The 18,334-nt window shown below is 64.9% G+C and carries 19 protein-coding genes; 8 read left to right on the top strand and 11 right to left on the bottom strand.

Going from position 1 to position 18,334, the window contains the following annotated elements:
• Positions 1-67: 67 nt before the first annotated feature.
• Positions 68-1,024 (bottom strand): 4-hydroxybenzoate octaprenyltransferase, encoded by a 957-nt coding sequence (ubiA, locus tag AC6I9R_RS04045; RefSeq protein WP_461427541.1) that lies wholly within the window; start codon positions 1,022-1,024, stop codon positions 68-70.
• 12 nt (positions 1,025-1,036) lie between these two features.
• On the opposite strand from ubiA, the gene AC6I9R_RS04050 reads away from it, so the two are divergent.
• The 3 genes from AC6I9R_RS04050 to AC6I9R_RS04060 all read left to right on the top strand — a co-directional run bounded on the left by AC6I9R_RS04050 (position 1,037) and on the right by AC6I9R_RS04060 (position 3,749).
• Positions 1,037-1,789 carry a 16S rRNA (uracil(1498)-N(3))-methyltransferase gene (locus AC6I9R_RS04050; protein WP_461427542.1) on the top strand — a complete coding sequence of 251 codons (753 nt, stop codon included), beginning with the start codon at positions 1,037-1,039 and terminating at the stop codon, positions 1,787-1,789.
• Complete coding sequence (locus AC6I9R_RS04055) at positions 1,786-2,307, top strand: hypothetical protein (RefSeq protein WP_461427543.1); 522 nt, start codon at positions 1,786-1,788, stop codon at positions 2,305-2,307. Before AC6I9R_RS04050 ends, AC6I9R_RS04055 begins: the two co-directional genes overlap by 4 nt.
• Before the next feature lie 71 nt (positions 2,308-2,378).
• Positions 2,379-3,749: a glutamate--cysteine ligase gene (locus tag AC6I9R_RS04060; RefSeq protein ID WP_461427544.1), complete on the top strand. Its 1,371-nt coding sequence runs from the start codon at positions 2,379-2,381 to the stop codon at positions 3,747-3,749.
• A gap of 46 nt (positions 3,750-3,795) precedes the next feature.
• On the opposite strand, the gene AC6I9R_RS04065 is transcribed toward AC6I9R_RS04060, so the two are convergent.
• From AC6I9R_RS04065 to AC6I9R_RS04100, 8 genes are all read right to left on the bottom strand, one after another.
• Positions 3,796-4,338, bottom strand: coding sequence for a DUF805 domain-containing protein (locus AC6I9R_RS04065; RefSeq protein WP_461427545.1), 543 nt, complete (start codon positions 4,336-4,338; stop codon positions 3,796-3,798).
• A 202-nt stretch (positions 4,339-4,540) separates the two neighbouring features.
• Entirely contained in the window at positions 4,541-4,906 is a 366-nt protein-coding gene (locus AC6I9R_RS04070; RefSeq protein WP_461427546.1) for a DUF805 domain-containing protein, read from the bottom strand.
• 152 nt (positions 4,907-5,058) lie between these two features.
• A complete protein-coding gene (plsY, locus tag AC6I9R_RS04075) occupies positions 5,059-5,670 on the bottom strand; it encodes a glycerol-3-phosphate 1-O-acyltransferase PlsY (RefSeq protein WP_461427547.1) in 612 nt (203 codons plus the stop codon).
• The gene (gene pyrC, locus AC6I9R_RS04080) at positions 5,667-6,935 is read right to left on the bottom strand and encodes a dihydroorotase (RefSeq protein WP_461427548.1); all 1,269 of its coding nucleotides are present in this window, start codon (positions 6,933-6,935) and stop codon (positions 5,667-5,669) included. The genes plsY and pyrC overlap by 4 nt, the downstream gene beginning before the upstream one ends.
• Positions 6,932-7,414 carry a hypothetical protein gene (locus tag AC6I9R_RS04085; protein ID WP_461427549.1) on the bottom strand — a complete coding sequence of 161 codons (483 nt, stop codon included), beginning with the start codon at positions 7,412-7,414 and terminating at the stop codon, positions 6,932-6,934. Before AC6I9R_RS04085 ends, pyrC begins: the two co-directional genes overlap by 4 nt.
• Entirely contained in the window at positions 7,414-7,917 is a 504-nt protein-coding gene (locus tag AC6I9R_RS04090; protein ID WP_461427550.1) for a hypothetical protein, read from the bottom strand. The genes AC6I9R_RS04085 and AC6I9R_RS04090 overlap by 1 nt, the downstream gene beginning before the upstream one ends.
• A complete protein-coding gene (locus tag AC6I9R_RS04095; protein ID WP_461427551.1) occupies positions 7,914-8,858 on the bottom strand; it encodes an aspartate carbamoyltransferase catalytic subunit in 945 nt (314 codons plus the stop codon). Before AC6I9R_RS04095 ends, AC6I9R_RS04090 begins: the two co-directional genes overlap by 4 nt.
• A 57-nt stretch (positions 8,859-8,915) precedes the next feature.
• The gene (locus tag AC6I9R_RS04100; RefSeq protein WP_461427552.1) at positions 8,916-9,374 is read right to left on the bottom strand and encodes a hypothetical protein; all 459 of its coding nucleotides are present in this window, start codon (positions 9,372-9,374) and stop codon (positions 8,916-8,918) included.
• A 100-nt stretch (positions 9,375-9,474) separates the two neighbouring features.
• Here AC6I9R_RS04100 and AC6I9R_RS04105 point away from each other — a divergent pair, with 100 nt between their 5' ends.
• From AC6I9R_RS04105 to AC6I9R_RS04120, 4 genes are all read left to right on the top strand, one after another.
• Entirely contained in the window at positions 9,475-10,269 is a 795-nt protein-coding gene (locus tag AC6I9R_RS04105; RefSeq protein WP_461427553.1) for a uracil-DNA glycosylase, read from the top strand.
• 19 nt (positions 10,270-10,288) lie between these two features.
• Entirely contained in the window at positions 10,289-10,831 is a 543-nt protein-coding gene (moaB, locus tag AC6I9R_RS04110; RefSeq protein ID WP_461427554.1) for a molybdenum cofactor biosynthesis protein B, read from the top strand.
• 80 nt (positions 10,832-10,911) lie between these two features.
• Positions 10,912-12,369 (top strand): efflux RND transporter periplasmic adaptor subunit, encoded by a 1,458-nt coding sequence (locus AC6I9R_RS04115; RefSeq protein WP_461427555.1) that lies wholly within the window; start codon positions 10,912-10,914, stop codon positions 12,367-12,369.
• Positions 12,370-15,768 (top strand): efflux RND transporter permease subunit, encoded by a 3,399-nt coding sequence (locus AC6I9R_RS04120; RefSeq protein ID WP_461427556.1) that lies wholly within the window; start codon positions 12,370-12,372, stop codon positions 15,766-15,768. It abuts the gene before it with no gap.
• A gap of 69 nt (positions 15,769-15,837) precedes the next feature.
• Here AC6I9R_RS04120 and AC6I9R_RS04125 read toward each other — a convergent pair whose 3' ends face one another.
• Positions 15,838-16,647 (bottom strand): protein-disulfide reductase DsbD domain-containing protein, encoded by an 810-nt coding sequence (locus AC6I9R_RS04125; RefSeq protein ID WP_461427557.1) that lies wholly within the window; start codon positions 16,645-16,647, stop codon positions 15,838-15,840.
• 107 nt (positions 16,648-16,754) lie between these two features.
• On the opposite strand from AC6I9R_RS04125, the gene AC6I9R_RS04130 reads away from it, so the two are divergent.
• A complete protein-coding gene (locus AC6I9R_RS04130; RefSeq protein ID WP_461427558.1) occupies positions 16,755-17,333 on the top strand; it encodes a YqgE/AlgH family protein in 579 nt (192 codons plus the stop codon).
• Here AC6I9R_RS04130 and AC6I9R_RS04135 read toward each other — a convergent pair.
• Positions 17,330-18,253 (bottom strand): L-threonylcarbamoyladenylate synthase, encoded by a 924-nt coding sequence (locus AC6I9R_RS04135; protein WP_461427559.1) that lies wholly within the window; start codon positions 18,251-18,253, stop codon positions 17,330-17,332. The genes AC6I9R_RS04130 and AC6I9R_RS04135 overlap by 4 nt on opposite strands.
• Between the last annotated feature and the right edge of the window lie 81 nt (positions 18,254-18,334).

Consider the following 18,334-nt stretch of genomic DNA (forward strand, 5'->3'; position numbering starts at 1 on the left):
TTGGGGTGCGATCCCTGCTCGGGCCTATATATGGTAGTGCAGTAACCCGTCCGGCAGGGGCTTTCAATCAAACGAGTGCGGCAACGGCAAAAAACAGCGTAGGGATCAGGCCTGCATCGCGGTTCGAGCGGAACAGCTTCATGCAGACCTCTGGATTGTCGATGTCCAGCTGGATCAGCTGCCAGGACAGGTGCCAGCCCATCGCCCAGACCCCGAGGATGCCGATGACCAGCGCCAGCGGGTTTTGCAGCGGCAAAAGCGCCACGATGACGCCCGCCCCGACGAGGCAGACGGTCGCCATGAGGAAGATGCGCAGCCACCATTTGGTGTGCGCGCCAAAGAGCCGGGCGGTGGATTTGATGCCAATGAGCGCGTCATCCTCGCGGTCTTGGTGCGCGTAGATGGTGTCGTAAAAGAGCGTCCAGGAGATGCCGCCGAGGTAGAGAAGGACAGGCGCAAGGGACAGGCTGCCGGTATGGGCGGTCCAGGCCAGCAGAGCGCCCCAGTTGAAGGCGAGGCCGAGGAAAACCTGGGGCCACCAGGTAAAGCGTTTGGCGAAGGGATAAAGGCAGACCAGCGCGCAGGAGGCCACGCCGAGGGCGATGGCCGTCCAGTTGAAGGTGAGCAGGATCAGGAGCGCGAGAAGCGCTTGGACGACCATCCAGATCACAGCCCCCTTCACGCTGACCTGGCCTGAGGGAATAGGACGAGAGGCCGTGCGGGCGACCGCGCCGTCCAGGTCGCGGTCGGTGATGTCGTTCCAGGTACACCCCGCGCCGCGCATCAGGAACGCGCCGAGGGCGCAGCCCCCGAAGATCCAGACATCGAAGAGCGTGGCCGTGGCGGGCGCGCTGGCCACGGCAAGCATCAGGCCCCACCAGCAAGGCAGAAGAAGAAGCCAAGTGCCGATGGGCCGGTCGGCGCGGCTGAGCCGCAGGTAGGGGCGGGTCGCTTTCGGGGCGAGCGTGTCGACCCAATTGCCTTTCACCGCGTCTGCGACTTGCCCCTCGCTCTGCGCGCTCATACGTATCGTCCCATGAATAGCCGTCCCAAGATCCGCCTCTATGTAGATCACCCCTTGGGGGCGGCGCAAAGCGTTCCCGTGTCGCGGGACCATGCGAACTACCTTTTCAACGTGATGCGATTGGGCGTGGGCGCGGAAGTGGCGTTGTTCAACGGTGTGGACGGCGAGTGGCGGGCCGAGGTGGCGGCCAAGGGCAAACGCGGCGGCGTGTTGGTCTGCGCCGAGCAGACGGCACCGTTGCAAATGCCGCCGGACGTGTGGCTCCTGTTCGCGCCGATCAAGAAGGCGCGCACGGATTTCATCGTGGAAAAGGCAGCGGAACTGGGTGTGGCGCGGATCTGTCCGGTGCGCACGGAACGCACGAATGCCGAGCGGATCCGGCAGGATAAGTTGCAGGCCCATGCGATGGAAGCGGCGGAGCAATGTGGGGGGACGTATGTGCCGCAGGTCGATGAGATCGCGGCTCTGGAGAAGGTTCTGGACGGCTGGGATACGGGCCGCGCGCTGGTGTTTGCCGATGAGGCACTGGCGGATGATCCCTCCTCGCTATCGCCCCGTTCGGGGCGAACGCTCCTCGCAGGTGCCTCTGCGCCTGCGGCGATACTGATTGGGCCGGAGGGGGGCTTTTCAGAGGCGGAGCGGACGCGGTTGCATGCGATGGAGAACGTTCATGTGCTGTCCCTGGGGCCGCGCATCCTGCGGGCGGACACGGCGGCGGTCGCGGCCCTGACGCTGTGGCAGGAACATGTGGGGGATTGGGGATGAGTTTCTTCCGACCCGAGGCCAAGGCCGCGTTGGCGCGTTGGCGAGAGGTCATCATTGCGGGTGTCATCATGGCCCTCGGCCTGTGGATCGCGCTGCGGCCGGGGGGCATGATCGTGACCGGGTTTGGCTATGTGCTGATCGGGCTGGGCGCTGTCGCGATGGTGCCTGCCGTGCGACGCGCGCGGTTTGTCACCGGGGGCGACGGCCCGGGGGTGGTGCAGATCGACGAGGGGCGGATCCTGTTCATGGGGCCTGAGACCGGCGGCGCAATGGCGCTGGATGATCTGAGCGTACTGTCGGTTAGGCGGTCACGCGACGGCAGCAGCGCCTGGGTGTTGGCGGATGCGACGCAGCTTCTGGTGATCCCCGTCGATGCGGCAGGGGCGGATGCGCTTTTTGACGCCTTTGCCGCCCTGCCTGGCCTGCACATTGACCGGGTGATTGCGGCTGTGCAAAGCCGCACACATGGCTCGCAGCGGTTGTGGGCGCGCAACGCGCCGGTGGCCTTGACACGGTAGGCCCCACGGGCGACGCCTTGGGCCGCAGGAGTGAGCCGCCCCCTGGGGGCGGGATGTCAGGAGACGAGCCCATGTCCATCCCCCAATCCGGTGGCGGCCCCATCGAGCACTACAGCCAGTTGGCCGAATATCTGTCGGACGGCTGCAAGCCCAAGGCCGACTGGCGCATCGGCACCGAGCATGAGAAGTTCGGATTTTGTCGCGATACGCTGCAGCCGATCCCTTACGAGGGTGAGCGCTCGGTCAAGGCGGTGCTGGAGGGGCTGCGCGATCGGTTCAACTGGGCGCCGGTCATGGAAGGCGGCAATATCATCGGGTTGGAGAAGGACGGGGCGAATGTCAGCCTGGAGCCGGGCGGGCAATTGGAGCTGTCCGGCGCGCCGTTGGAGACGGTGCACCAGACCTGTGATGAGGTGAACGACCACCTGCGCCAGGTGCGCGAGGTCGCCGATATGATTGGCGTTGACTTCATAGGGCTGGGGGCCGCGCCGATCTGGCGGCACGAGGATATGCCGCTGATGCCCAAGGGCCGCTACAAGCTGATGGATGGCTATATGCAGAAGGTCGGCACCATGGGGCGGACCATGATGCGGCGGACTTGTACGGTGCAGGTGAACCTGGATTTCGAGAGCGAGGCGGACATGGTGCAGAAGATGCGCGTGGCGGTTGCCTTGCAGCCTGTGGCCACGGCGCTGTTTGCGAACTCGCCGTTTTTGGATGGCAACCCGAATGGGCATAAGTCGTGGCGCTCGCGGGTTTGGCGCGATCTTGACCCGGCACGCACGGGGACGGTGCCCTTCATATTTGAGGACGGTTTCGGGTTTGACGCCTGGGTGGAATACGCCCTGGATGTGCCGATGTATTTCGTCTACCGCGATGGGGCCTATGTGGATGCCCTGGGCCAGTCGTTCCGTGATTTCCTGAAGGGCGAATTGCCCGCATTGCCCGGCGAGAAACCGACGTTAAGCGATTGGGCGGACCATCTGACGACCCTTTTCCCCGAGGCGCGGGTGAAGAAGTTCATCGAGATGCGCGGCGCCGATGGGGGGCCGTGGCGCAGGCTCTGCGCGTTGCCCGCGTTCTGGGTCGGGCTGACCTATGACCAGAGCGCGTTGGATGCGGCCTGGGACCTGTGCAAGGGCTTTGACGCGGCGACCCGGGAAGAGATGCGGGTGCAAGCCTCGGTCAAGGGATTGGCGGCGGAAGTGGGTGGTGTGAAAATGCATGACCTTGCGCGCGAGGCTCTGGCCATTTCCGAGGCGGGATTGGCCGCGCGAGCGATGCCGGGCGCCGGGGGGCTGGTGCCCGATGAGACGCATTTCCTGAACGCCCTGAAGGATTCGGTGGAGACGGGCCAAGTGCCCGCAGATGAATTGCTGGAGAAGTACTCGGGCGAATGGGCGGGGGATTTGACCCGCATCTACGCCGAGTATTCGTATTAGTTTTTCTATGCGCTACCGCCCTTCGGGCTACTTGAGCGCGGCTGGCTCAGGCGTTCTGAATCGAGGGCAGGACGTGGCGCTTGTAGTAGTCTTTGGCGGCGGCCCGGCGGGCTATCTCGGCGCGGTCGCGCTCTTCCCCTGAAAGCTCTCCGGCGAAGGCGGGATGGGCGGGGGAGGGGCGTTTGCGGTCCGGCGCGCTGTCGGGCCCGAAGCGGTTGTTGCCGTGGGTGCCGGGCAAGCACATCAGGACCAGGAACCAGATCACGCCGATCAGCGGCACGAGCTGGATGAAGTACCACGCGCCCGAGCGGTTGGTGTCGTGGAGCCTGCGGATGGTAACGGCCAGGCCGGGCAGCCAGAACAGGATCAGGTTCGCGGCGAAGTAATACCCAGCATAGTATTGGATCTGTTCAGAGACTTCGAAGTTGGCAGCGCCGCCTGTCTTCGGCGTGCTCATCTGGCTCAAGATCTCGGGGTTGGAGAAGGCGTAAAACCCGATTGCAGCGCCCATGGCGGCACCCGCGAAGATCGTCCAGAGCATGAACCACCAGTATTCTGCCCGCCGCGCGCGACCAGAAAAATTCAGCATATTGCTGTAGCAATGCGTGATCGCTTTTCCCAAACCCATACCCGTCGCCCTCATCAATCTAAGATCTTGTGTTGACGGCAATGTCTCGTCGAATTGTGCCGATGATGGGGCATCCGTGGGACGATCTTTTGGGAATTTGAGGAAAATGCAAAACGGCCCGCCGGTTAGGGCGGGCCGTGGAGCGTGGTTCTGGTGCCTTGGATCAGGCGGTGGTGGGCGCGTCGTAGGGATCCTGACCCCAGGCATTGGGCCCGACCGTGCCGCGCTGCACGAACCAGTAGATGTAGAGGATGATACCGATCAGCGGGATCAGAACGATCAGGATCCACCAGCCCGAGCGGCCCGTGTCGTGCATCCGGCGAATGGAAACCGCGATGCCGGGAATGATCAGCGCGAGGAACACGACGATCGTGAGGATCGGCAAGCCGATGGCGCCATCAACGATCGAGGCGACCACGTTGCAGATGATGCTGAATAGATAAAACCACCAATACTCGGACCGCCGCGCGCGGCCTTGGAAGTTGGCATAATTGTTGAAGACGTGCTTCACGGCCGTCATGAAATCCATTGGAATTGTCCTTTCAGGGTCCGAACTTTATCGTGTGACGAGGGCGTTTTTCGCTGGCGCAATACCGCCATACCCCTCGCTCCTCCGCACAATCGCGTGAGGTCTTTGCAAAATCAATGGTATTAACGCTCTGGTAAGGAAACCCGTAAGTCTCAGGTTTTCTTGCCGATCCGGGGCTCTTCACCCTTCAGGATGCGGGCGATGTTCTCGTGGTGGCGGATGAAAATCAGCACCGCCAGCGCCGCGCAGAACACGACGACGGTGGGCTGGCCCAACATAAACGCCGCCACCGGGCTGAGCGCTGCCGCGACCAATGCCGCCAGCGATGACATCCGAAAAAGCGCCGCCGTCACTGCCCAACAGGCGCAAGCCGCCAGCCCGATGGGCCAGACCAGCGCGATCAGCGTGCCCAGGAACGTGGCCATGCCCTTGCCGCCCTTGAAGCCCAGGAAGATCGGAAAGCAATGGCCCAGAAACGCCGCGAACCCCGCCAGCTGCGCGGCGTCTTCGCCCAAAACCAAGCGGGCCACCACAACTGCAATCGCGCCCTTCCCGGCATCGAGGACCAAGGTCAGGAAGGCCGCCAGCCTGTTGCCGGTGCGCAAAACATTTGTGGCCCCGATGTTGCCCGAGCCGATGGCGCGCAAATCCCCCAAGCCAAACGCGCGGGCCATGACGATCCCGAAGGGGACCGACCCCAGAGAATATGCGAGGAGGGCTGTAAGCCCGAGGAGGGGCAGGCTTGTGGTGACGTCGGGGATCATAACGCAGCCTCGAATACTGTCGCACCGCCGACCCAGGTATGCAGCACCCGGCCCTGCATCCGGGCTGCGTCAAACGGTGTGTTCTTGGACTTCGATTGCAGCGTTGCCCGGTCCAGTTGGAACGGCCTGTCGGGGTCAAACAGGATCAGGTCTGCGGGCGCGCCCGCGCTAAGCCGCCCGGAAGGCTGGCCAAAGCGGCGCGCGGGGTTGAGCGACATGGCCCGAAACAGCTCGGGCAGCGTCAACTGGCCTGAGTGGACCAGCCGCATCGCGGCGGGCAGCAGTGTCTCCAAGCCGACCGCGCCCGAGGCGGCGGCCTCGAACGGCAGGCGCTTGCTTTCCTCGTCCTGGGGCGTGTGCATGGAGCAGATGATATCGATGGTCCCGTCGCGCACGGCCTCGACCATCGCCTGGCGGTCATCTTCGCTGCGCAGGGGCGGCTTGAGTTTGAAAAACGTTCGGTAGTCGGCAACGTCGAATTCATTGAGCGTCAGGTGGTGGATCGACACGCCCGCCGTCACATCCAGCACCTGTCTGGCGCGCGCCAGTGCGGGCAGGGCGGCGGCGGTCGAGATCTGGTCGGCGTGGTAGGCCACGCCCGTCATTTCCACCAACGCAAGGTCCCGCTCCAACCCCATCCGCTCGGCCATCGGCGTCACGGCTGGCAGGCCCCGGAGGGAGGCGAATTTGCCCGAGGTCACGGCGGCCCCGTCTGACAGGATCGGCTCCTGCGGGTGGCCCACGATCAAGGCACCGAGCGAGCGTGCATAGGTCATACAGCGCGACAGGACCTTGGTGTTGGATGTCACGGCGTCGCCATCCGAGAACGCTACGGCGCCGGCATCGCGCAGAAACCCGATCTCGACCATCTCGCGGCCTTCCCGCGCGCGGGTCAGCGCGGCCATGGGGGCGACGCGCACGGCGGAATGATCGCGCCCGCGACGGGTGACGAAATCCAGCACTTCAGGGGTGTCGATGGGCGTCGTGGTGTCGGGGCGCGTGACCATCGTCGTGACACCGCCCGCCGCTGCGGCAAGGCCTGCGGTACGGAAGCTTTCCTTGTGACGCTCGCCGGGCTCGCCCACCTTCACGCCCACATCGACGATGCCGGGCGCAAGGCAGAACCTACCGCAGTCAAGCCCGCCGGGCCGTGCGCCATCCCCCACCTCTGCAATCATGCCCTCCGCCACCCGGAGCCAGCCGAGCATCTCAGTCCCGGCCTCTGGGTCGATCAGGCGGGCGTTGGTCAGAAGCATGTCAGTCATGACCTGTCCCTGTCGGTCCCGTCGCCGAAAATCAAGGCCTCCTTTGCGGCCTCGATCTGCGCGATGGTCTGATCCGGCGCGGCCTGGTTCTTGATCAGGTGCTTGTCCCCGGCCTGGGTGATGATCTGCACCATGCCCATCACGGAGAGCACTTCAGAGATCTGGCCCAGCTCGATATCACGCTCACCGGGACCGAGCAGGCGCTGGTTGGTCAGGTCCCAGCGCTGCTTCAACTCGTCCGAGGCAAGGTAGAAGGCCCGCACCGCGATGGCAAAAAGGCCGCCAACCGCCCCGGTCCAGACATGGGGGTTGCCGATGATCCACAGCACGCCCATGCCCACGGCCATCGCAATCGCGGCCATCCAAGCGTTGGTGCGCCAATAGGTGGCGCGGTCGGGGTGGAACTCTGTCACGACATGCTCGCGGCTGCGCAGCGGGGCCGTGGGGGTGTTGGCGGCATGGCCTTGGGTGGGATCCATCACGACCACCCGATGAACACAATCAGGGCTGCCAGGATTGCCATGCCGATCAGCGCGTAAAGCGCGATGGGCGGGCCGACCTCGTGCTGCCGAGGCGCAGGATTGGGCATCGGCGTGGTCTTGGCCTTGGGCAGGCTGGCGGAATTGTCCGCCTGAGCGAGGGGGAGAGACGCGATCAGCGTCGCTTCAGCGCCGGGGTTGGGGGGCGCGGGCAGGGCTTTGTCGGGCACCAACAGGACAGCACCGTCAAGCGCATCAAGCCGCGTGACCGTGGCGCTCGGGATGTCATTTTCCGGCGCGAAGGCGAGGTTGACATAGTCGCTCAACGCCATGTCGCTGAGGTCCTTGATCGCAAACAGCTCAATCTCGTCGGTGTCGAGCGAGGCGACGCCGAGCCAGTCGGCCAGCGGTGGCAAATCCGGCGCCTCCCCGTTCTGGCGGGTGAGGTGGGTGTGCGAGATGTCCACGGTCTCGTTCAGGGCAAAGATCTGGAGGTTGGTCATGCCGCCGCCCGCCGTTCGCGCAGATTCTCCGCCAGCAGTTCCATCGCCGCCATGCGCACGGCGACGCCCATCTCCACCTGTTCCTGGATCACGCTGCGGTTGATGTCGTCTGCCAGAAGCCCGTCAATCTCGACCCCGCGGTTCATCGGGCCCGGGTGCATGATGATGGCGTCGTCTTTGGCGTGGCTAAGCTTGGCGGCGTCGAGCCCGAAGCGGTGATAGTATTCGCGCTCGGATGGGATGAAGGCGCCGTCCATGCGTTCTTTTTGCAGGCGAAGCATCATCACGACGTCGCAGCCTGAAAGCCCCTCGGCCATATCCTCATAGACCTCGACACCCCAATCGCTGACGCCTGCGGGCATCAGGGTCGGCGGGCCGATCAGGCGGATGCGGTTCTCCATTTTGCCCAGAAGCAGGATGTTCGAGCGCGCTACGCGGGAATGGGCGATGTCGCCACAGATCGCGATGTTCAACCGATGTAGGCGGCCCTTGGCGCGACGGATGGTCAGCGCATCCAAAAGCGCCTGGGTCGGGTGTTCATGCTTGCCGTCACCCGCGTTCAGCACGGCGCAATTGACCTTGTCGGCCAGCAGTTTCACGGCGCCGGAGTGGGGGTGGCGCACGACAAGAAGGTCTGGGTGCATGGCATTCAGCGTCAGCGCGGTGTCGATGAGGGTTTCGCCCTTCTTCACCGAGGACGTCTGCATCGCCATGTTCATCACGTCCGCGCCCAGGCGTTTGCCCGCAATCTCAAAACTCGCCTGGGTCCGCGTCGAGTTCTCGAAGAACATGTTGATCTGGGTGAGGCCCTGCAGGGGGCTGCCATGATCACGAGAGCCGCGCTCGGCCTCGGCGTGGATATCGGCGCGGTCCAGCAGGGTGGTGATTTCAAGCTGAGAAAGCTCTTCAATGCCCAGAAGGTGCTGTTTTGAGAAAGTCATGACCGGTGCCCCATGGTTTGCCCGCTTATAGGGTGCGACCGACAGGGGCGGCAAGCGTCAGGCCTTGGTGATTGTCGCGGTGATCTGCGAAGCATCGCGCATGCGGTGGCGGTATTTGTAAAGGTAGCGCCCGACGCGGACCATGTAGCCAGTCAGCAGACCGCTATCGACGATGATCCGGTCGCTCCAGATCGCGCCGCTGTCCGTCGGTGTGACACTCAGCGTATGGTCCCATTGACGGATCGCGCGCCCTTGCTCGCGGCTTTGCATCAGGCGCGCCACGGGGTCGAGGCGTTCGACATGGATCTGGTAGTGGGGGTTATGCATCCAGCCCCAGACCGTCACGTAGGTTTGATAGCTTTCGCCTTCGGCAAACGCGCCACCCGGCAGGCCCTTGTAGGTGGCCAGGCCCCTGGTGGCATCGATCATGGCGGCGATGTCGATGGCCTCGGCAAAGACCGTGTCTGCATCACGCGGGTAGTGGGCCGAGACGGTGAGGATGCGGGCGGTTTGCATGGGGACGGCATGGCAGGGCAGGGCCTGGCGGGCAAGCACTGGCGGGGGCGGCGTTGAACGGGCCTTTCGGGCGTTGCTGAATCGGCCTACCTTAAAAGACATGTCAGAGGATTTGGGATATTGGGACGCGCTGGCCGCATTGGAGTGGCAGGTAGAGTTGGGCGCGGACGAGGCGGTGCTGGACGCGCCGCTGGACCGCTTCGATCTGCCCGCCCCGGTGGCGATGCCGAAACCCACGCCAGCTGCCTCGCCCAAAGCCGCGCCCACAGCCGCGCCCGTGCGCGCGGCGATGCCAGACGTCGACACGGTGGCGATTGCCCGGCAGTTGGCCGAGGGCGCAGCCTCGCTAGAGGCGCTTCGGACGGCGATGGCGGGTTTTGAGCACTGTGACCTGAAACGCGGGGCGCGGAACTTCGTGTTCTGCGATGGCGCGCCCACAGCCCGGGTGATGATCGTGGGTGAAGCGCCGGGGCGTGAAGAAGACAGCACCGGCAAGCCGTTTGTGGGCCGCGCCGGTCAGCTTCTGGACAAGATGTTCGGGGCCATCGGCTTGGACCGCGACGCGGAGGGCGCGGGGGGCCTTTACATCACCAACATGCTGCCCTGGCGCCCGCCTCAGAACCGCGATCCGAAACCGGAAGAGCTGGCGATGATGAAGCCGTTTGTGCAGCGCCATATCGCGTTGGCGGACCCGGATGTGCTGGTGCTGATGGGCAACCACGCCTGCGCGGGGTTGCTGGGACGGCGCGGGATCACCCGGATGCGGGGTACCTGGGAAGAGGTAGGCGGTAAGCCCGCCATGCCGATGTGCCACCCGGCCTATTTGCTGCGCAACCCGGCGGCGAAGCGAGAGGCCTGGGCAGACCTTCTGGCGATCAAGGCGCGGTTGGCGTGACAGGCAAAGGATCAGTTGGATGAGCCGAATTGACGAGACCCGGGATTTCATCCCCTGTCGCATCGCCGTGCTCGCCGTCAGCGACACGCGGACGCTGGCCGAGGATACTTCGGGCGACGTGTTGCAGCAGCGCTTGACCGACGCGGGCCATCGCCTCGCGGCGCGGCACATTCTGCGCGATGACCGCGCTGCTATTGCCGCGCAGTTGCGCGCCTGGTGTGCAGATCCTGAGATTGACGTGATCCTGACGACCGGCGGCACCGGGCTCACGGGGCGTGATGTGACCGTGGAGGCGCACCGCGACGTCTATGAGAAAGAGATTGAGGCGTTTGGGACCGTCTTCACCCATGTCTCCATGGCGAAAATCGGCACCTCGGCGGTGCAATCGCGCGCGACGGGGGGCGTCGCGGATGGGACCTATCTGTTCGCGCTGCCCGGCAGCAGCGGGGCCTGCAAGGACGCCTGGGACGAAATCCTGTCCAAACAGCTCGATTATCGCCACCGCCCCTGCAACTTCGTGGAAATCATGCCGCGATTGGACGAGCATAAGCGACGGAAATAACGGGGCCGTGCGTGAACCTTTACGTCGGCGCACGCGCCGCTACATAGTGACCCATACCCACCTTACCCCAGGGACACCCCATGCGGTTCTTAGGACGCGCTTTGATCGGCCTTTTTCTGACGGCCTGTACCGTCGGCCTGTTAGCCTTTGCAGGCTACATTACCTATGGCTCGCTTCAAACGCGCTGGGAAGATGAAGGGCGGCCGCCGCCGTCCCGCGAACGGATCTTTGCCGCTGAAGTGGCCCCTTTGGTCTTTGGGGAAGAAACGCCGGTTCTGACGGCATTCGGAGAGATCCGGTCGCGCCGCACGCTTGAATTGCGCGCGCCCGCCGAGGGCACCGTGATCGAGCTGGCAGAGGGGTTTGAGGACGGCGGGGCGGTCACCGCAGGCCAGCTTTTGCTGCGCATTGACCCGGCAGAGGCGCAATCGGCCCGCGACACCGCCGCCGCTGACCTGCGCGACGCCGAGAATGAGCTGGCAGAGGCCACGCGCGCGTTGGAGCTGGCCGAAGAAGAAGTGACCGCCGCACGGATGCAGGCCGAGATCCGCAGCCGCGCCCTGGTGCGTGCGCGCGATCTGCTGGAGCGGGGCGTCGGCTCGACCGCTGCGGTGGAGACGGCGGAACTGGCGGAGGCCACGGCGAACCAGCAGATCCTGTCGCAACGCCGCGCCCTTGCGCAGGCAGAGGCGCGCGTGGACAGCGCGGGCACGGCCCTGGACCGTCGCCGCATTGCCCTGGCCGAGGCCGAGCGGCGTTTGGCGCAGACAGAGTTGCGCGCAGAGTTCAGTGGCGTGCTGACCGACGTGGATGCCGCTTCGGGCCGATTGGTGAACCGCAATGAACGTCTTGCCTCTTTGATTGACGCTGAGGCTTTGGAAGTGGCCTTCCGCATCTCGACCGCGCAGTACATTCGCCTGCTCGATGAAGACGGCACGCTGCCGCAGCGATCCGTGCGAGTGATCCTCGATGTCTTCGGCCTCGACGTGCAGGCCGACGCCACGCTGACCCGCGAAAGCGGCGCGGTGGAAGAGGGGCAATCGGGCCGCCTGTTGTTTGCCCGCCTTGATGAGACGCGAGGGCTGCGTGTGGGCGATTTCGTACGGGTGGAAGTGGATGAGCCGACGCTGCCGTTCGTGGCGCGCTTGCCCTCGGCGGCGTTGGGCTCGGACGGTCAGATCCTGTTGCTGGGCGAAGAGAACGTGCTGGAAGCCGTCGACGTGGAACTGATGAGCCGCCAAGGCGACGACGTGCTTGTGCGCGGACGGGGCCTTCAGGACCGCGACGTCGTGTTGGCGCGGACACCGGTGTTGGGCGACGGCATCCGCGTCAACCCGATCCGACCGGAGGCGGCCGATGCGCCGTCCGAGCCCGAAACAATCGCCCTTGATCCCGACCGCCGTGCCCGGCTGATCACCTTCGTGGAGGGCAACGGCTTCATCCCCGCCGATGTGCGCGAGCGGATGCTGCGCCAATTGAGCGAAGAGGAAGTGCCGACGCGCATGGTCAACCGCCTTGAAGCGCGGATGGGCAGCTAGATGCGCGAGCTCTCCCCTTCGGCTGGCGGCATCCTGAGCTATTTCACCCGGCACCGCACGGCGGCGAACCTGCTTTTGGTGGTGATGATCGTCACCGGTCTGGCCGCCTTCCCACAGATGCGCGCGCAGTTCTTCCCCGACGTCGTATCCGACGACATCACTGTCGTGATGACCTGGGAGGGCGCGGGGGCCGAGGACGTGGACACCGCAATCGTCGCGGTGCTGGAACCCGCGCTGCTTCTTGTGCCGGGCGTCGCGGCCTCCGAGGCATCGAGCCGTGAGGGCCGCGCGTCGATCACGTTGGAATTCGACCCCGGCTGGGACATGTCGCGCGCTGCCGATGAGGTGCAGCAAGCCTTGGATGCGGTGACGGACTTGCCCGATGAGGCCGAAGAAGGCTCTGTCAGGCGGGGCAACTGGTTCGACCGGGTCACGGATGTGGTGATCACCGGCCCCGTGGCAACGGAACAGATTGGGCGTTTTGCCGACGAATTCGTGTCCCGCCTGTTTGAGGCAGGCGTGACCAACACCACGATCCGAGGCATCGCCGCGCCCGAGACGGTGGTGATCGTGCCGTCCGCTAACTTGATCCGCTACGACATTTCGATGGCGGAAATCTCGGGCGTCATCGCAGATGCCGCGGATACCGCGCCTGCGGGTGATGTGGATGCCGCCAATGCGCGGATCCGAACGGGAAGCGAATCGCGCACCGCCGAGGAGATCGCGAACCTGACCCTGCGGATCAACGCCGACGGCTCGGTCCTATCGGTGGGCGACGTGGCGTTGATTGAGGTCAACGGCATCGACCGGGAGCGCGCGTATTTCGTGGGTGACGACCCGGCGATCGTGATCCGCGTGGACCGCTCGGAGGACGGCGACGCCCTGGCGATCCAGGAAGATGTGGAGCGGGTGGCCGCCGCACTGCAGGCCACGCTTCCCGCAGGCACGCAGATTGACCTGATCAACACGCGGGCCGAGGCGATTTCGGGCCGTCTGAACATCCTTCTGGACAACGCGCTGTTGGGCCTTGGCCTGGTGGTGGCGCTGTTGTTCCTGTTCCTCAACGCGCGCACGGCGTTCTGGGTGGCGATGGGTATTCCCGTCGCCATGACGGCGGCCATTGCGCTGATGTTCGTGGCGGGCATCACGATCAACATGATCTCGCTTTTCGCGTTGATCATCACGCTTGGCATCGTGGTGGATGACGCCATTGTCGTGGGCGAACACGCCGATTACCGCGCGCGGCATCTGGGCGAGCCGCCCGTGGTGGCCGCAGAGAACGCCGCAAAACGCATGGCCGCGCCGGTGTTCTCGGCCACCATCACGACGGTACTGGCCTTCGCGGGCCTCGTGGCGGTGGGCGGCACTTTCGGCAATTTGATCGCTGACATCCCCTTCACGGTGATCGTGGTGCTTCTCGCGTCACTGGTGGAATGTTTCCTGATCCTGCCCAATCACATGGCCCACGCCTTGGCCCATTCCGCGAAAACCCATTGGTACGATATGCCGTCGCGGGTGGTGAACCTGGGCTTCGATTGGGTCAACCGCACGCTCTTCCGTCCGCTGATGCGCTTTGTGGTCTGGGCGCGCTATCCGGTGGTCGCCTTGGTGATTGTCATCCTTTCGACCCAGACGGCGCAGTTCATCCGGGGCGACGTCGTTTTCCGCTTCTTCAATGCGCCCGAAACCGGCTCGGTCACCGGGAACTTCGCAATGGTCGACGGGGCCACGCGCGAGGACAGCTTGCGCCAGATGGCGGAATTGCAGCGCGCGGCGGAGGCCGTGGGTGCGGAGTTTGAGGCCGAGCATGGTGTGAACCCGCTGGCCTATGTCTTGGCGGAGGTCGGCGGCAACTCCGGCCGTCCCCTTGGCGGGTCCGAGAACAAGGATCCGGACCTTCTGGGCGCGCTGTCCATCGAGTTGATCAGCGCCGACCTGCGCCCCTATTCCAGCTTTGCCTTCGCCGCCGCCCTGCAAGACGAGGTCCGGCAACTGCCCCTGGCAGAAACCCTCAGCTTCCGGGGCTGGCGCGGCGGGCCGGGGGGCGACGCCATTGACGTGCAGATCTTTGGGGCCACGACGGACGTTCTGAAATCCGCGTCCGAGGCGTTGCAGACGGCGCTGTCAGTCTACCCCGAGGTGTCGGGCCTGGATGATTCCATGGCCTACGACCGTGAGGAGCTATCGCTGGAGCTGACGCCGCAGGGCGAGGCGCTCGGCTTCCAGATCGCGGATCTGGGCCGCACCCTGCGCGACCGTTTGGGCGGGATCGAGGCCGCGACATTCCCCGATGGGCCGCGCACCGCATCAATCCGTGTGGAATTGCCCGAGGGGGAGCTGACCGCAGATTTCCTCGACCGCACGCTGCTACGCTCGGACAGTGGCCAATACGTGCCGCTGGCCGATATCGTCACCGTCACCTCGCGGCAGGGCTTTTCCACCATCCAGCGCGAAAACGGCGTGCGCCTGATCTCGGTCTCGGGGGATCTGTCCGAAGATGATCCGGCCCGCGCCGAGGCGGTGATCACCGAGCTGCGCGAGGTTATCATCCCGCGGATCGAAGAGAACTTCGGTGTCGCCACGCGCCTTTCGGGCCTGGCGGAGGAAGAGGACGCCTTCCTGACCGACGCTTTCACCGGCTTCGTGCTGTGCCTGATCGGGATCTACCTGGTGCTGGCCTGGATCTTCGCGTCCTGGGCGCGGCCCATGGTGGTGATGGCGATCATCCCGTTCGGCCTTGTGGGCACGATCTTTGGCCACGTGGCCTGGGACGTGCCGCTCAGCATGTTCACGGTGGTGGGCCTGATCGGCATGACCGGGATCATCATCAACGATTCCATCGTTCTGGTCACAACGGTCGACGAATACGCCGAAACGCGCGGGCTGGTCCCTGCGATCATCGATGGGGCATGTGACCGGTTGCGACCGGTCCTGCTGACGACGCTGACGACCGTGTTGGGCCTGATGCCGCTTCTTTACGAGACATCCCAAGACGCCCAGTTCCTGAAGCCCACGGTCATCACGCTGGTCTATGGCCTGGGCTTCGGCATGATCATCGTGCTGCTGGTGGTCCCCGCGCTTCTGGCGATGGGCCAAGACTTCGGCCAGCAGATACGAGGCTTCCGCCGTGCGCTACGCCCCACTGGCCAAAGCCGCGGCTTCACGGCGGGCATTGGCGCGCTGACGTTGGCCAGTGCGGCGACGTTTGCGGCCACACTCGGGTCCTTCATTCTACAGGGCACGATGTGGGGACCGTTTGCGCCCTTCGGGGACACTGCAGCTATGGCGCTGGCGGCATTTGTTGCGGGTACAGCTGCGATATGTGTCATCGGCCTGATTGTGGGCGTCATTGCCAACGCGCTGGCCAGCCCGCGCAAACCGGCAACGCCTGCGGAGTGAGGCCGCGGTAGGGTCAGGTATTGGAACGGTAGGTTGAGGGATTGTTCGTTACGTCGAGCAATCGACCGCTCACCCGGTGCAGCGGCTCAGCTCGATGGCCATGCGGCTGCCGATCACGGTGATCCTAAGATCGCCGCGGTTCATCGCAAAGGGGCCATGGTCGGCGGGTACGACATCGGCCACGCCGGTGATCCATCCGCCCTCGCGTTGGGCGGTGGCCTCCGACACCCAGATCATTGGATCGCGATGTTCCACCACCAGCGCCTCATCGTTGCCGGTGTCGGGCACCTGGGCGCGAACGGTCACGCGCAGGCCATCGGCAATGGGTTCAACCGCGCAGGTTACGGCACCGGCACCCGCCTCAGCCGCCGTGTAGGGACGATCCGAGAGGGCGGCGGCAATCGCGCCATCGCGCGTGGGTTGGTCGGGTAGGATCCCCGCAAGATCGACCGAGATCGGCATGCAGACATCCAGACAGACGCCAAGATCCAGACGCCCGGCAATATGCGCGGTCCCATTGGCATTCAGGGCGAATTCTACTGGCAAAATGACGTCGCCGTCGTATCCGATGGCCCGCAGCCCATTGGTGAAGAACACGCTAGGGCGCGGCCAATGGATTGCCATGTCCGTCACGCCATCGGCTTGGGTCAGGCGCAAAACCGTCGGCACGCCGCCGTCACCGGGCGCACGCCAATAGGTCTTCCAACCGGGAGCCAAACGGATGCGAATTGCGGCCATGTGGCTGTCGCCGTCCAGGCGGTATCCGGGCATCAGACTCACCTCTGCCACCTCATCGACCGAGAGGTACTGGGCCGAAGCGGGGAAAGCGGTCAGCACGCCAAGGGCGGCCACGCGGAGGAGACGAGATAGATAAGACATGGCATTTGACCTAAGAAGTTGCAGACGAAATGAAAAGTCACGTTCCCGCGAACCCTGCGTCTCGAAGGACGATTGATTGATTCCTGCAACAGGCCCATGTTGCCCCTATGGCGATGCCCGACCTGTCCCACGATCTGACCGGAAAACTGCTGATTGCGATGCCTGGGATGGAAGATCCCCGGTTTGCGGGCGCGGTCATTTTCTTGTGTGTGCATTCTCCGGGCCAGGCCATGGGCCTGATTGTCAACAAGCCGATGGAAGAGGTCACGTTTTCGGAACTGATGGAGCAACTCGATATTCCCAAACGGGGTGCCACGCCGCCGGTGCCGGTGTGCTTCGGCGGCCCGGTGGAGATGCGGCGCGGCTTCGTGCTGCATTCCCCCGACTACGCCCCGCGCGGGGAAGAAGCCCTGCGCATCGATCCCCATTTCGCGATGACGGGCACGTTGGACATCCTGCAGGACATCGCGGGCGGCGAGGGCCCGGATCGTTCTTTGCTGGCGTTGGGATATGCCGGATGGGGGGAGGGCCAGTTGGAGGCCGAGATCGCCCGTAACGATTGGCTGACCGCAGACGCCACGCCCGACCTGGTGTTTGATCCAAGGATGGACCGGAAATGGGACGCGGCGGTTCAAAGCCTCGGCATCAACCCTTTGATGTTGTCATCAGAGGCAGGCCACGCCTAGCGCGCGGCCCGGCGCAATCTGTCGTTGATCGCCCTTCCCAAGCCCACTTCTGGAACGTCGGCCACACGGATCACCTCCGCGCCCCGCGCGATAGCCTCAGCGTCGGCGGCGTGGAGCGTTGCGAAGAGCCGCACCGCGGCCTCGGTGAGGTCTCCGCGCTCGGAGAGTGAAAAGTCCCCCGCCGTATCCCCGAACCCGATGGTAATCTCGCCCGGGTTTGCCGCGCCTCCCAGAACCAGCTGCGTGCGGGGCGCATAGTGGCGTTCCATCTGTCCCGGGGCCTCCACGCGGCCCGGCGTTAGGTCGGCCACGACCGGGCTTGCGACAGCCTCTACCGCCTCCCGCGACACGCCACCTTCGCGGAGCAACCGCACGCCTTGCGCCGAAGGGGCCAGGATCGTCGATTCAAGCCCCACGCCGCAGGCACCGCCATCCAGAATCGCGTCCACCGCCGCCCCCAAGCCAGCCGCAACATGCCGCGCCAGGGTCGGGCTGATCTGCCCCGAGGGGTTCGCGGAGGGCGCGGCGACGGGCCCGCCGAAGGCATCCAACACGGCCCGCGCCAGCGGGTGGGCGGGGACGCGCACCGCCACAGTCTCCAGCCCGCCAGAGACCAGATCGGCCACGCGCCCGCGTGAGGGCAACACCAGCGTCATCGGCCCCGGCCAGAACGCAGCAGCGAGGGCGCGGGCGGTGTCATCAAAGACCACCAAGTCCTCTGCCGCTTCCAAAGACAGCACGTGGACGATCAACGGATTGAATGTAGGCCGGCCCTTGGCCTCGAAGATCCGCGCCACAGCAGGGCCATTCATTGCATCGGCGGCGAGGCCGTAGACCGTCTCCGTCGGTAGGGCCAAGAGGCCGCCGCCACGCAAAACCTCGGCGGCGCGGGCGATACCTGCGACATCGTCTTGCAACATTTCCGGTCTACTCGGTGACATCTTGTGACGTAACGTTGAAGTTGCTGAACCATTTGCCGGGGCCGCAAGATGCGCCTCAAC

This window comes from Gymnodinialimonas sp. (genome assembly GCF_059726805.1).